This window comes from Brevibacillus sp. (assembly GCF_003521185.1).
Lineage (GTDB): Bacteria > Bacillota > Bacilli > Brevibacillales > Brevibacillaceae > Brevibacillus > Brevibacillus parabrevis.
Genome location: NZ_DOTK01000039.1, coordinates 1 through 13,462, shown reverse-complemented (window position 1 = coordinate 13,462; position 13,462 = coordinate 1). Strand labels below are relative to the sequence as shown.

The 13,462-nt window shown below is 52.3% G+C and carries 14 protein-coding genes; 4 read left to right on the top strand and 10 right to left on the bottom strand.

Annotation, left to right across the window (positions count from 1 at the left end; genetic code table 11):
- Positions 1-94: 94 nt before the first annotated feature.
- The 7 genes from murQ to DEP07_RS11545 all read right to left on the bottom strand — a co-directional run bounded on the left by murQ (position 95) and on the right by DEP07_RS11545 (position 7,127).
- Entirely contained in the window at positions 95-997 is a 903-nt protein-coding gene (gene murQ, locus DEP07_RS11575; RefSeq protein ID WP_242772362.1) for an N-acetylmuramic acid 6-phosphate etherase, read from the bottom strand.
- Between the two features lie 8 nt (positions 998-1,005).
- Positions 1,006-1,980, bottom strand: a complete 975-nt coding sequence (locus tag DEP07_RS11570; protein WP_173596081.1) for an N-acetylglucosamine kinase — start codon at positions 1,978-1,980, stop codon at positions 1,006-1,008.
- Positions 1,967-2,791, bottom strand: coding sequence for a carbohydrate ABC transporter permease (locus DEP07_RS11565; RefSeq protein WP_242772366.1), 825 nt, complete (start codon positions 2,789-2,791; stop codon positions 1,967-1,969). Before DEP07_RS11565 ends, DEP07_RS11570 begins: the two co-directional genes overlap by 14 nt.
- A gap of 44 nt (positions 2,792-2,835) precedes the next feature.
- Entirely contained in the window at positions 2,836-3,768 is a 933-nt protein-coding gene (locus DEP07_RS11560; protein WP_122962871.1) for a carbohydrate ABC transporter permease, read from the bottom strand.
- Positions 3,769-3,852: 84 nt separating this feature from the next.
- Positions 3,853-5,151 (bottom strand): ABC transporter substrate-binding protein, encoded by a 1,299-nt coding sequence (locus tag DEP07_RS11555; protein ID WP_173596080.1) that lies wholly within the window; start codon positions 5,149-5,151, stop codon positions 3,853-3,855.
- 60 nt (positions 5,152-5,211) lie between these two features.
- Positions 5,212-6,249: a serine hydrolase domain-containing protein gene (locus DEP07_RS11550; protein ID WP_287102523.1), complete on the bottom strand. Its 1,038-nt coding sequence runs from the start codon at positions 6,247-6,249 to the stop codon at positions 5,212-5,214.
- 20 nt (positions 6,250-6,269) lie between these two features.
- Positions 6,270-7,127 carry a MurR/RpiR family transcriptional regulator gene (locus DEP07_RS11545; RefSeq protein ID WP_122963250.1) on the bottom strand — a complete coding sequence of 286 codons (858 nt, stop codon included), beginning with the start codon at positions 7,125-7,127 and terminating at the stop codon, positions 6,270-6,272.
- A gap of 215 nt (positions 7,128-7,342) precedes the next feature.
- On the opposite strand from DEP07_RS11545, the gene DEP07_RS11540 reads away from it, so the two are divergent.
- Entirely contained in the window at positions 7,343-8,641 is a 1,299-nt protein-coding gene (locus DEP07_RS11540; RefSeq protein ID WP_287102522.1) for an amidohydrolase, read from the top strand.
- Positions 8,642-8,660: 19 nt separating this feature from the next.
- On the opposite strand, the gene DEP07_RS11535 is transcribed toward DEP07_RS11540, so the two are convergent.
- Complete coding sequence (locus DEP07_RS11535; protein ID WP_122962867.1) at positions 8,661-9,119, bottom strand: TspO/MBR family protein; 459 nt, start codon at positions 9,117-9,119, stop codon at positions 8,661-8,663.
- Between the two features lie 158 nt (positions 9,120-9,277).
- Here DEP07_RS11535 and DEP07_RS11530 point away from each other — a divergent pair, with 158 nt between their 5' ends.
- Positions 9,278-9,502, top strand: a complete 225-nt coding sequence (locus tag DEP07_RS11530) for a hypothetical protein (RefSeq protein ID WP_122962866.1) — start codon at positions 9,278-9,280, stop codon at positions 9,500-9,502.
- Positions 9,503-9,584: 82 nt separating this feature from the next.
- Here DEP07_RS11530 and DEP07_RS11525 read toward each other — a convergent pair whose 3' ends face one another.
- Positions 9,585-10,280, bottom strand: a complete 696-nt coding sequence (locus tag DEP07_RS11525) for a metal-dependent hydrolase (protein ID WP_122962865.1) — start codon at positions 10,278-10,280, stop codon at positions 9,585-9,587.
- A 167-nt stretch (positions 10,281-10,447) separates the two neighbouring features.
- On the bottom strand, positions 10,448-10,642 hold the full coding sequence (locus DEP07_RS11520; RefSeq protein ID WP_122962864.1) for a hypothetical protein: 195 nt from the start codon (positions 10,640-10,642) through the stop codon (positions 10,448-10,450).
- A 290-nt stretch (positions 10,643-10,932) separates the two neighbouring features.
- Here DEP07_RS11520 and DEP07_RS11515 point away from each other — a divergent pair, with 290 nt between their 5' ends.
- Positions 10,933-11,538: a hypothetical protein gene (locus DEP07_RS11515; protein ID WP_274874991.1), complete on the top strand. Its 606-nt coding sequence runs from the start codon at positions 10,933-10,935 to the stop codon at positions 11,536-11,538.
- 599 nt (positions 11,539-12,137) lie between these two features.
- A complete protein-coding gene (locus tag DEP07_RS11510; RefSeq protein WP_122962862.1) occupies positions 12,138-12,713 on the top strand; it encodes a hypothetical protein in 576 nt (191 codons plus the stop codon).
- The last annotated feature ends 749 nt before the right edge of the window (positions 12,714-13,462 follow it).

The window sequence follows — 13,462 nt, the reverse complement described above, 5'->3', positions numbered from 1 at the left end:
CTAACCGTTCTCAAATGCTATTCATACCCAATTTTACCCTATTCCCTGGGTCGTTTCCAACCCTTGGGTTTGCGAAATGCACATAAATCTTCTTTTATATAAGTTCGATTGCTTCTCTGACCTTGTGGCCGACACGCGCCAGACGCTCTTGTGCTGCCTTGGCTGCCAGTCCTGTTTTTTGCATCACAATCGCCACTTTCACATCGCCCGCCGCTTCCGCAAGCAGTCGGCCGGCAACCGCGTACGAGACACCCGTCGCCTGCATCACAATATGTTTGGCCCGCTCGCGCAGCTTCTGGTTGGTCGCCTGGACGTTGACCATCAAATTTTGGTAGACTTTGCCCAGCTTCACCATGCTGGCTGTCGTCAGCATGTTCAGCACCATCTTCGTCGCGCTGCCCGCCTTGAGCCTTGTCGAGCCTGTCACCACTTCCGGGCCGACTGCGAGATTGATCGCAATATCCGCGCTTTTGCCAATATCCGGGTCAGAGTTGCAGGAGAGCGAAATCGTTCCCGCCTGCCGCGTCTTTGCTTCCTGAAGCGCGCCCCATACGTACGGTGTCCGCCCGCTGGCGGCTATTCCGACCACGACATCTTTTTGGCTCACTCCTGCTTCCTGCACATCTTGACAGCCCAGCTCGCGGGAATCCTCGGCTCCTTCGATCGCCTCTGTCATCGCTTTGACTCCGCCCGCGATGATTCCTTGCACGACAGAAGGCTCCGTGCCAAAAGTCGGAGGGCATTCTGCCGCATCCAGAATCCCCAGCCTGCCACTCGTACCCGCCCCGAAGTAAAGCAGCCGCCCTCCGCCGGACAAGGAGCGCACGATCATGTCGACGGACTGAGCTATTTGTGGCAGCACACGCTTCACGGCCAAGGCGACCTTTTGATCTTCTTCGTTCATCAAAGTGACGATTTCCAGCGCACTCATCTGATCCAGCCGCTCGCTTGCCGCATTGCGCTTTTCGGTCTGAAGCTGATACAAGTTCTCATCCATGGTGAGGCTCACCTCTTCTCCAAGGCTGTACCGCTTTCTCGCAACTGCTCTGCCACGCTTTCGTCCACCCGGTGGCCTGCGCGGGTCATGGCTGCAACCAACGCCCCGATCACAGGCGAAACCTCAGGGATCACAACCGGAAATGAAGCTTCTGCGAGCACGCGCTGTCTGACCAGCGTGTCTTGTGCAAGCACCCCGCCAGCGAGGACAACCGGGAGCGCTTCCTGCGTCTTTTTCAAGCAAGCATGCGCCAGTTCGCACAACGCAGCCGCCGCTTCCCGGATCAGTCCGTTCGCGAGACGGTCCTTCTGCCTTGCCGCCTGCTCCACCAGCTCACTGGCTCTGGCAAGCTGCATGCGCGGGTTGTCGTCACCGTAAATGAATGCGATCAACTCTTCCGGACTGGACACATGGTAATGGGCAAGAAACAGCTCGGTTAAAACCGTCGGCTCCCCGCGCCCGTCATGTGCGCGCAAAACGGCCGCGGCCGCTTTTTTTCCCAGATCAAAGCCGCTGCCTTCATCCCCGAGCAAATAGCCCCAGCCACCTACGCGATGCCGCACTCCTTCGCTCGTCAGCGCACACGCGATCGAGCCTGTACCTGAGATAAGAACGATCCCCGGCTGCCCCCACGTCCCGGAGTAAAGCGCCGGGATCACATCGTTGTCAAAGAACAACCGCTCCTGCCACGCCTCAGCAAACGCAGCATCGATTTTTTCCCGAACAAACGGGCGATCTGCACCGCCCAGGCCGATGAACAGGCCCGAAACCTCTTCATCCCTGATCCGGGCCTCTTGGCATACGGTTGTGACGAGCTGTTTGAGCGTCGCTTCCACCTCAGCCCAAGGACGCGACAACGGATTGGAAGAATCGCCTGTCGCGATCGTCTGCACCTGACCTCGCTCATCGCAAATCGCCGCTTTTGTCTTTGTTCCCCCTCCATCTATCCCGATAAACCATTTTTTTTCGTCATTTGACAGCACCTGCGGTCAACCCCTCCATGAACTGCTTCGACGCCAGCAAAAATACGACGATCATCGGCAAAGCAGACAATGTCAATCCGGCAAAAAGCAGACTCCAATCTGTTTCGTATTCTCCGAACAAAACCATCATCCCCACCGGAATCGTCTTCAGCGCTTCTTCCTGAATGAAAATCAGCGGGAAAAAGAAGTCGTTCCAGGCGTGGATGAAATTAATGATCACAACGGTCGCAAGCGCTGGCCGGATCAACGGCAAAAGCACCCGCCAAAACACTTGAAGATGATTGCAGCCATCGATTCGCGCCGCTTCCTCCAGTTCCACAGGCAAGGTCCGGAAAAACCCTGTCAAAATAAACACGGAAATGGGAATCCCGCTTGCTGTGTAGATGAGAATCAGCGACCAGAGCGAATTTAATAGCCCGATATTTTTCATCAGCAAAAACAACGGCACAATCCCCAGTTTAATCGGAATCATCAGCCCGATAATGAAAAAGAAATAGAGCGCCCCCGTCCATTTGTAGGAAAAGCGGGACAAGTAAAAGGCCGCCATCGCGGAAAAAACGGTGATGAGCAGGACCGACATGCCACTGACGAAAACACTGTTCAGCAAAAAGTCGGCAAAGGGCACGGCTTCCCACAGCTTTTTATACGTATCCAGACTGAAAGAGTTGGGAAGAGACAGGGGACTTGAAAATATTTCCATGTTTGTTTTCAAGGAAGAAAGAATCATCAGGACGATCGGATACAGCGACAGTAATGCAAACACATACGCGGCGACATACGAGATCGCCTTGCTGCCCACGTTCGTTTTCACCCGCATCCCTCCCTTCACGTTCCATTTGCCACACGCCTGATCGCTCAATGCTGGACTTCACGCTTGCGCATCAAGTAGAGCGAGACGGCCGATACGGATGCGACGATGAAAAACAGCACGACAGCCAGGGCAGAACCGAGTCCGACCGCCACGTCTCCCGCCCCGCCCGCGCTGGAAAACGCCAATCGGTAAAAATAGACGGCAAGCGTATCCGTCGACCGAAACGGCTCGCCCATCGAGCCTTGCATCGCATACACCAGCTCAAAAGCTTCAAACGCCTGGATAAAGGTGAAAATGGTCATAATCGTAATCGCAGGCATGCACAACGGCAGGATGATTTTCCACAACAGCCGGAAGCCCGTAGCGCCATCCAGCCTGGCTGCCTCAATCAGCTCCTCCGGGATCGCCTGAAGCCCCGCCAAAAATATGAGCATGGCAAAGCCGATGCCGAACCAGCAGTTGATCAAAATGATCGCGAGCAGCGCCGTATCCGGGTCGCCCAACCACGGTTTGGCCCATTGTTGCAGCCCGATTTCTGTCAGCAGCGTATTCAACGCGCCATAATTCGGATTCAAAATCAATTTCCATAAAAACCCAATCACAATAACCGACAGAAGTCTCGGCATGAAGTACGCCATCTTGAGAAAAGCCGCGCCGCGAATTTTGCGGTAGATGAGAAAAGCCAGGCCAAAGGCGATGCCGTTTTGCACGATCATCTCGATGACAAAATAGTAGACGTTGTGCCCGAAAGCATTCCAGAACATTTCATGAAACGGCTCCACTGTAAACAACGTGACGAAATTTTTCAGCCCGACAAATACTCCGCGCTTGATCCCATCCCAATCGTACAAGCTATACAAAAAGGCGCTCACAATCGGGTACAGGACAAACAGCGTGTAAATGATCAGCGCGGGCAAAGGAAACAGGTGGATCAACCAGCGAGCCCGCCCCTTCGGTTGAATCGTGTGCCTGTTCATCGTACCGATGTTCTCCACCCCCTTAACAAATCAACAGGCGGGAGTTTTGCCCTGCCTTTGCCTCCCGCCTGTTGTCATCACGGCCTACTTTTTAAATGGAGGGAACCAGGTGGCAGCTGACTTTTGAATTTCCTCTGCAACCTGTTCCGGTGTGAGCTTGCCCAAATACATGCCTTGCAGTGCATTTTCCAGCGCTTGCTTCGTCGTCGGTTTGCCCTCGGCAAAATGAACGACCATCAAATACGGTGTCGAGCTGGATTGGGACAGCTCCGCCATTTTGTTCACCAACGGATCATCAGTCGACACGCCCGGCACTGCACTGATCCGCTTGAATTGGTTGGCAAACAGCTCCCCGAATTTTTTCGTCGCCATAAACTCCATGAACTTCAACGCTTCCGGCTTATGCTTCGACTTGGCGTTCACCGCATAAGAGCCGTCTACCCAAGTCGTAATGACTGCTTTTTGATCGTTGGTCGGCATCGGGAAGAAATCGAGCTGCAAGTCAGGGTTGAGCTTTTTCAGTCCTTCCAGCTCAAAGCTGCCATTGATGAACATCGCCGCTTTTTCTGTCGCAAACAGCGTGCGCATATCATTCAACTCAAGCCCAACATAATTTTCCGGGAAATAAGGGATGAGTTCCTGCATTCGTGAAATGGATTGGAGAAACTCGGGACTTTGCAAATTGCTCTCGCCTTTTAGCAGCTTGTCGATGTAACTGCTGCCGCTGTAGCTCGCTGGCGCAATGACGCCGTGACTCAAGGAGAGCAGCCAGCCTTCTTTTGCTCCAAACGAAATCGGAACGATTCCTTTTTCCTTCAACGTTTTGGCCGTTGCAATCAGTTCATCCCAGCTTTTCGGTTCCTTCAGGCCGTTTTGCTCGAAAATTTTCTTGTTGTAGAAAAATTGCGTGGAGTTCAGGGAGAGTGGGACGCCGTAGACTTTGCCGTCTTTGCCTGTCGCTGCTGCGAGGACGTCTTTGGGGAAAGCCGAGATGCCTGCGATGTTGTCCAGCGGTTCCAAATACCCTGCTTCCGCAAGCGAAATGCCCGGGGCGTATGGCCGCAACTGGAGAATGTCCGGCCCGCTGTCGCTTTGCAGCGCTGTGTTGAGAATCGTGTTGTACTCCGTCGCTTTGAACGGCTTGAAGTCGATCTTGATATTCGGATTTTCGGCCTCGAATGCTTGGATAATCGCCTTGTAGCCTTCCGTGTCCTCGACGCGCCAGCTATGCATGGACAGCGTCACTTGCTGTCCGCTCCCTTCACTTGCGCCTGGCTGAGTGCCTGGCGCGGCTTTCTCCCCTCCTTGCGAGCTGCAACCGACAAGCGCCATGGCTGCAATCAAACAGACAGATGCCACCTTGTGAAGACGGAACTGCTTCATCCGCAAACCCTCCCCCTTTTTCTTCGAACCGATCCTTCCTGCTGCTCTCGCTTTATCCAGTCAGACCGTTTGCAAAGCGGTCGTGACAGCGTCATGCAGAATAGGCCGCAGTTGCCTAAGCTGATGATTGCGCCCGAGGTGAACGGCATTGGTGAGGAAAATGACAGCAAGCTCGCGTACCGGATCGAGCCAGATGCTTGTTCCGGTAAAGCCTGTATGTCCGTAGCTGGTAGAGTGAAAATTTTGGCCGCAACTGAGCAACGTTCCTGTCTGATTCAGCTCCCAGCCGTAACCGCGACTGCCATTGGCGTGCGCCGTATGGTTGCGGACAGCCTCATCGCGCCACTGCTTTGCCAGCAAGGGAGGGTCGGCGTACAGCCAGCTTTTGGCGTACAGGCACAAGTCGTCAGCCGTCGAAAACAATCCGGCATGGCCTGCGACGCCTCCCATGGCGAATGCTTTTTCATCGTGCACTTCCCCGCAGATGTACGCGTCTGTGAGCGAACAATACTCTGTTTGCGCAATATTCGGAAAACATCTGGCACTTGGACGGAAACAGGTGCGTTCCATTTTCAAAGGAGCAAATACGCGCTGCGTGACAAACTCATCCAGTGGCTTCTCTGCCAGTTTTTCAATGAGCAAACCGAGCCAGATCATGCCGAGATCGCTGTAAACGACCTGCTCGCCTGGCTTGTAAAGCAACGGCTGGCGATACAAAAGCCCCGGCAGGTCAATGTCGCTGTTCCTTGTGCGCACCTCCAGATCAGCGGGCAAACCGGATGTGTGCGTGAGCAATTGCCCAATCGTAATCTCAGCCTTATCTGCTGGACAATCCGCAAAAAAGGCGCCAATCCGCTCATCGGCCGCAAGCTTTCCGTCCTGCATCAAGAGCAGCACGGCGGGCAATGTCGCCGTCACCTTCGTCAGGGACGCCAAATCGAATAACGTGTCTTTTGTAATCGGTTGGCCGCAAGCTACACTCGTGGCGCCAACATCGAGAGAAAAGCAGGTCCGCCCTTCCCGTACGATGCGCAGGGCGGCTCCCGGCAACAATTTCTCGTCGATCCAGCTTTGCAACAATGTTTCGATCGCCTTCATGCTTTCCCCTCCTTCCGCTGTCAATTGGATGAACGCTTCGTACGGCTGACAGCCAGCCTGGTTTTTTCCAGCAATGGTATGACCTCTTCCTGCTTTCTGCTGACCATGGTCATGAACAAAATATCGATGACATTCAACTGTGCGATGCGTGATGCCATCGCTCCGCTGCGAATGCTTTTTTCGACCGAACTGGTAAAGAGCCGAATGTGGGCCAGCTCCGCTACGGGAGAAGGGCCGAACTTGGTCAGCGTAATGACGGTAGCCCCTTGCTGTCTCGCTTCCGTCAGCGACTGAATGATGTCTTCTGTCTGCCCGGAATAAGAGATGCCGATCACTACATCGTTTGGCGTCAAATTGACTGCCGATGTCAATTGGGCGTGAAAATCGGAGTACGCCTCGCACCACAGATTGATCCGGCAAAATTTTTGCTTGATGTCATCGGCAATGACGGCGGAAGCTCCCACGCCGTATACATCTATTTTTCTCGCTGTAGACAGCGCTTCGACCGCTCGCTTCACTTCCTCGCTTGATAAAACCGAGAGAGTGTCCTGGATCGACTGGATGTTGTTCCAGCTGACCGCCTGCATGATCGATTCTACCGAGCCTTCCATCATGATTTCCTGATAGCTCGTGGGAGTCGTCTGCTTGTTCAGATCGCCCGCGATTCGCAGCTTCAACTCCTGATAGCCTTTCATATTGAGCGAGCGAGCCAGACGAATGATCGTCGCCTCGGACACTCCGCTCAGCTCCGCCAGTTTTTGCACCGACAGCTTCACCACGTCTTCCGGGTGAGCTACTATATACTCTGCCACCTTGCGTTCGGATGGTTTCAACTCATCCAAAATCGCCTGCAAGCTGACAAGTCCTCCGTTTAACATATGCGCCACCGCTTTCTTCCTCCGAATCTTACTTCCATTTTATGTAGCATTATTTCCTGCGTCAATTGTTATCTAATAAACAATATTACAGAAACCTGCAAATCAGCACTGCTTTTCCGCCCGATGCTGTTTTTTCACGGCAAATCATCCTTGACTCTGCCGTGGCGTGAAGCTTTACGCTAACAACCGAACAAGATACCAAGGAGGAAGCGGAAATGAAAACATTGCTGATTAAAGGCTGCCACATCATGACGATGGTGGAAAAGGAAAAGCCGTGGATCGGAGACATTTTGATCGAGAATGGCCGGATCGTCCGGATGGCGGAAGCGATTGAGGCGAGTGCAAGCACCGGCACCGTGATCGAGGCGAAAAATAGGATAGCCATGCCAGGGCTGATCAACGCGCACAACCATGCCAGCATGTCGCTGTTGCGCGCTTTTTCCGACGACCTGAAGCTGATGGATTGGCTGGACAAAAAAATGCTGCCTGCCGAGGCGCGCATGACGCGAGAAGACGTCTACTGGGGAACGTTGCTTGGCATTGCCGAGATGATCGCATCCGGCACGACTGCTTTTGCCGACATGTACGTGCACATGGATGCTGTCGCCGAAGCGGTGCAGGACAGCGGAATCAGAGCTTCCCTGACTCGCGGGCTCGTCTTTTTGCAAGATGACGGCGGCCGCCGCATGACAGAAGCCCTCGATTTGATTGATAAATGGTCGGGTGCAGCAGACGGCCGAATCACGACGATGCTCGGGCCGCACGCACCTTACACGTGCCCTCCGCAACCGCTGCAAGAAGTATCCGCCCTGGCCAGAAGCCGGCAAATCCCGTTGCATATTCACCTCGCGGAAACGCGCGAAGAAGTGGCCAAAATCCGCGAAAAATACAACCAGACTCCTACCGAGTATTTGCACGAGCTTGGGGTGTTCCACGACAATCACGTCCTGCTCGCCCACGCTGTCCATCTCGATCTGGAAGACGTCGGACGGCTTCGCGGCATGCGCGGCGGTGTCGCGCACAATCCCGTCAGCAACCTGAAGCTCGGCTGCGGCATCGCGCCTGTGACGGAACTGCTCTCGCAAGGTGTCACCGTCGGAATGGGTACGGACGGAGCAGGAAGCGCCACAACGCTCGACATGTTTGCCGAAATCAAGGCGGCATCATGGATGCAAAAGCTGCACTACGGCGATCCGACTGTCCTGCCTGCCGAGCAAGTTTTGCGCATGGCGACGATTGAAAGCGCCAAGCTGCTGCACATCGATCACGAGGTTGGCACACTTGAGGTCGGCAAGCGGGCTGATCTCATCCTGATCGATACGAACAAGCCGCATCTCTCTCCCCTCCACGACTTGCATTCGCTCATCGCTTACAGCGCTACCGGAGCAGATGTCGATACGACCATCGTCAACGGGGAAATATTGATGCGCAACCGCGAACTGACGCTCATTTCCTGGGAAGAAATCCAGCGGGAAGCCGCTGTGCGGGCCAAGCGACTCGTCGAAGGACTGTAAGCCAAGCAGCGCTCAGCGCTCACAAATTCAGCACACAGAACGAAACAGCCAAGTAGATGGCAAATACGCTCCACTGCAAGTACGGAATCAAGAGCGAGGAAGCGATTTTGTCCAGAGGACGGATCGCCCGGATCAGGACCCATGTCGAGTACAAAATCAGGAGCGTATCGACAGCGGCAAGAAACGGGAGCTGCAAGCCATAGAACAAAAGCGGAAACAGCTGATGAAAAAACCAGTTGATTCCATATAATAGAAGCAGCTCCCGGTTCATTTGCCTGCGGCGAACCGAAAGAACGACAGAAGCGGCGATGAGCGCATGCAAAAGAAACCAAACCGTTCCCAGCACATAGTCGGGTGGCGTTCCGTCGGGCTTGGCTAATGAAGCATACCAAGCCCCGCCTACTGGAAAGGCGAAGCTCGCCAGCGAATAAAGGACAATGACAGTGAAAAATAGCAAAACATGATGCAGCGTACTCATTCAGACAACCCTCTCCTTTTTGCCAAGTTGCCTTTCCTATGTTTCTATGTCTATGAGAGTCGCTACCATTTTCATGCCGTATTTTCAAAGATAGTCCCTTGCTTTTTTTTCAGCGTCAAGTTTAGAATGCGTATTGCCTGATAAAAGGAGGCAAGCAAATGAACAGGCCTCTCGGAGTAACCTTAATCGGCTATTTTTACATATTTGGTGCAGTCGTGCTGCTCGTCACAGCCGTAATGTGGCAAGCAGATGCCAGTGAAATCGGGCTTGCAGACAGATTTGGCGTCTCGCCCTTCCCGGAACAACTTTTTCGAGTGATCGTGGCTATTGCTGCTCTGATCGGCGTCTATGGCTACATGCGGCTACAAAAATGGGGTTTCTGATAACTCCTGGCAAAACAAGAAAAACCGCTTGTCCCTTTTTCGAGACGAGCGGTTTTTTGCAATCGCAAAACAAGTGCTCAAGCTACGGCAGGCGCAAAATCTCTCCCGGCTTGAGCGCTTTGCCTCTGATATCCTTTTCGGCCAATGTCGCAACAAAGGCGTCTCCATCCTGCTTGATCGGCGGGAAGGTGTCATAGTGAATCGGCACAACGTAGTCGGCTTCGATCCACTCAGCAGCCTTCACGGCATCCTCCGGCCCCATCGTGAACACGTCTCCGATCGGCAAAAACGCCAGATCGATGTCGTGGGAATCGCCGATCAGCTTCATATCCCCGAACAAGCCTGTATCTCCCGCGTGATAGATCGTTTTGCCGCCCAGCTCGAATACGAATCCGCCCGGCATGCCCATGTAGACGATTTGCTGTTGGTCATCGAGCACCACGCCCGAGCTGTGGAACGCCTGTGTCATTTTGACTTTGCCAAAAGGCAGCGTCACCGATCCGCCCAGATTCATGGAAATCGTTTTTACTCCTTGCCAGCCAAGGTATGTAGCAAGCTCATGCGTCGCAACGATCGTGGCATCGTTCGCTTTTGCCAGTTCCACCGCATCGAGAATGTGGTCCTGATGTCCGTGCGTCAGCAGGATGTACTGGACGTGGATGTCTTCAAGCTTTGTTTTTGCCAGCGGATTTCCCGAAATAAACGGGTCAATCATGATCGAATGACCTTCACTGGTCAACTGCACGGAAGAGTGTCCGTGAAACCGGATTTCCAACATGGTATCCCCTGCCCTCTTTCATTATCGTTTTGTACTCTATCATGTTACCACGTCCAGGGGTGGGAATAAAATCCACCTGAACAGTTGCTGCCCAAAAAGAGAAGAGGCCGCCGATTGCTCGACAGCCTGAGGAACAACTTTTTTCTTGCCAAGACTTCCTTGGAAGCTTAGCAATCGTGGTCGTGTTCTGTAACGGCAATGATTTTCGAATCACGGATGATAGTGCGGCGATTATTATCGTGTTCACGCAGGATGATCGTGCTGGATTTCACTTCAACCAGCTTGCCGAAAAAGTTGCCATTCACAGTCTCAACCTTTACATTTTTCCCTTCGAATCGTTTCACCTGGTCTCTGAATGCCATGGTCAATCCCTCCTTCTGTAAGCATCCTATGTACGTTTGGCATAGCCCTACTGAGCAGATGCACAGACAAACAGAAAATGTACTTGTACCCGTCCGTCATTTGTCCCGATTGCCGCTTTTCCCGTCAAATAGACAAGTTTTTCCGCCAGTTGGCAGAGCCGGACAAACAGTCGTGCACGGGTTTCGAACGCTGCTGGAATTTGTCGCACGATTCCAAAAGGATTTCCCTTTTGGCGCACAGAAAAGGGGTAGAAAACGTACGAACGCACTCTGCGTCAGGAGGGGTAAACATGGGAGACGTCATTGAGCTTGTTGCCAGAGAACGGACTTACAGCGGCAGGGAAGTCGCCGAGATGCTGGGAATTGGCGCGAGCACCTTGCGCAAATGGAGCATGCTCTTAGAACAGCACGGCTACTGGTTCCTGCGAGACAGCCAAAACCGCCGCGAGTATCGCCAGCTGGATGTATCCTGCATGAAACGCTTTTATCGGCTGACCAAAGATCAGCTCATCCCCCAGGAAGAAGCGGCGCAAATGATCGTCAGCCAAACCCAGGTGGAAACGACCCGAAACGAAACGGCTGTCGCGGTTGCCCTCGCCCCTGTCACTCACCCTGCCGCAAATGAAGACGCCCTAGAAGCACTGGAAGCACTGGAAGCCATCGATGAAAAGCTGCACGCACTGGCGCTCCACGTGAAGCAACAGGACGAGAACCAGCAGGCATTGCTCGCCCGTCTGGAAAAGCAGGAAGCGTACATTCGCACCAGCCTGAAGGAGCGCGACCGCCGCCTGACCAAAGCAATGAGCGACATCATGGACGCCAAGGTGCAGTTGGCAAAAATGCAGGACGCCGAGCGGAAAACTTCTATTTGGCATAAGCTGTTTCGGCTGAACTAAATGTAATGGTAGATAGCTGCTGCTTGGCAAGCTGGCGGGGGACGGTTCTGCGGTTTCGTTCATTTGTTCGTGAGGCAAATGCAAAAACACTCTGACTCGCCTCGGTGCGTAAGGGGCGGTAGAGTGTTTTTAGTTTTGGTCGTTAACTGTTACGTTGTGGGGCTGGTCATGATAGGCGATTGCGCATGCGCTTCAGGCGCGTTGCTGATCATTGGGTGTATTTTTCATCTCTTCCGCCAGTTCGATTCTGGCAGACAGCTTGCCGCTCCATCGTCCATTCAGGTAGCCTTCCCTTTGCCCTCGCTGTCTCTCCGGTGAAATTTCTTGATGCGAGTCGTTTACGATTTCAATGAACCACTGTTTATCTGTCTCCTGCGAAGAGTCAAACCTGACGATCCCTTGTCATTTATTTGGCACTCTTGTGCAGACATTTGATAATGTTTTAAAGCCAGTTTGGCACCACCAGGAGGGACTCAGAAGCTGACGCCAGTTGAGTACCGACATCAGCTTGCTGCCCAGGACTTTTTTCAATGTCCACTAAACAGGGCTTGACCACAACTCGACCTATTCAGATACCAAAAGACAGGTGGAGAAAAGAAATGAAAAAGCTTTCCATAACGGTACTTTCAAGTATGTTAGCTGTATTACTGGGAGTGGGTTCTGTTGTCGCTCTGAACGAATACAAAAAAAGCGATCGTCAGGAAACTACTGCTTTAAGCCCAGCCTATAAAGAAAAAGACAAGCTGATGAAGAAATCGGATCTGATTGTGACAGGCTTTGTTCCCGAACAATATACGGAAGTAGAAGTAGAACTGCCTGACGAAAAAGGGCTTTATGAAATTTCACGCGTGTACGAAGTCAAAGTAGCAGAGTCCGCCAAAAACAACAGCAGTCACGCTCTCAAAAAAGACGAAATGATTGAGCTTTACGTTCCAGTTGGATTGAAACAAAAGAAAAGCGGTAAATTTCTTCCTCTTGTCGAAGAAGAAAAAATAAAATTGGAGGCAGGAGAATATTTACTCTTTCTTAAAAGCACCCACTCAGATTTATACGGGAAAGAAATTTATCAGCTGACAACTCCCAACCATATATACAAAAAGAACGGCGAAAAATACGAAAACATCGGCTCTTCCCTTGTTCCAGTAATAGAAGCAAGAGAGCTTTCCATTGAATAGTTTTGCCACAGCAAAAACAGACACGTCACATGTACGTGTCTGTTTTTCTTGCAACAACTCCCCGCACCCGAACCGGAACTTGCGCTTGTGGAGAGAATGGAGTTGCGATCTCAAATTCGCAGAAACGTCTAAGAACTATCCACATCGATTCTTTTTAGCTGTGCTGCCCAATCCCAATTCAAAGGTTTTGTCTTTGATGAACTAAACCAGTTAGCCCCCTCACGAAGCCACCTGCTCCTATATTCTTCAATTGACTCTGGATTGTCCTTTGCATCATCATCGAACCCAGACTCAAATCCACAGCAATTGCATATTTCGTGCGTTGGAAAACCATTTTTGTCCCATTGCGGGTAATTCAGCTCATGGTAACCACAGACTACAGACTGCACACATATATTTACTCATCATGACATCCTACACCTTTTTATGGATTTGGCCGTGACGCTTGTATGGCCAGCTACTTCCTTGATGGTTCTGTACTTGTGCTTGACACCTCCTGCATCCAGATTTCCAAACACTTTTTTAGCATCTCATTCCCCCCCTTCACCCTTTGGACATATCGGCTTCGCTGATCCAGAAGGCCAACTCTCTCCATTGTCGATACTCTCTCACCCATTTCTTTACACGGTCTTTATCTTGAATGCCAAAATGCTCGGTAATCTGCCGATCGGTCCACTTTTCTTTTGATTGCCATAAAAATGCCCCCTTGAATTACATCGGATTCCCTTGGATCGGCTACACTAAATTAG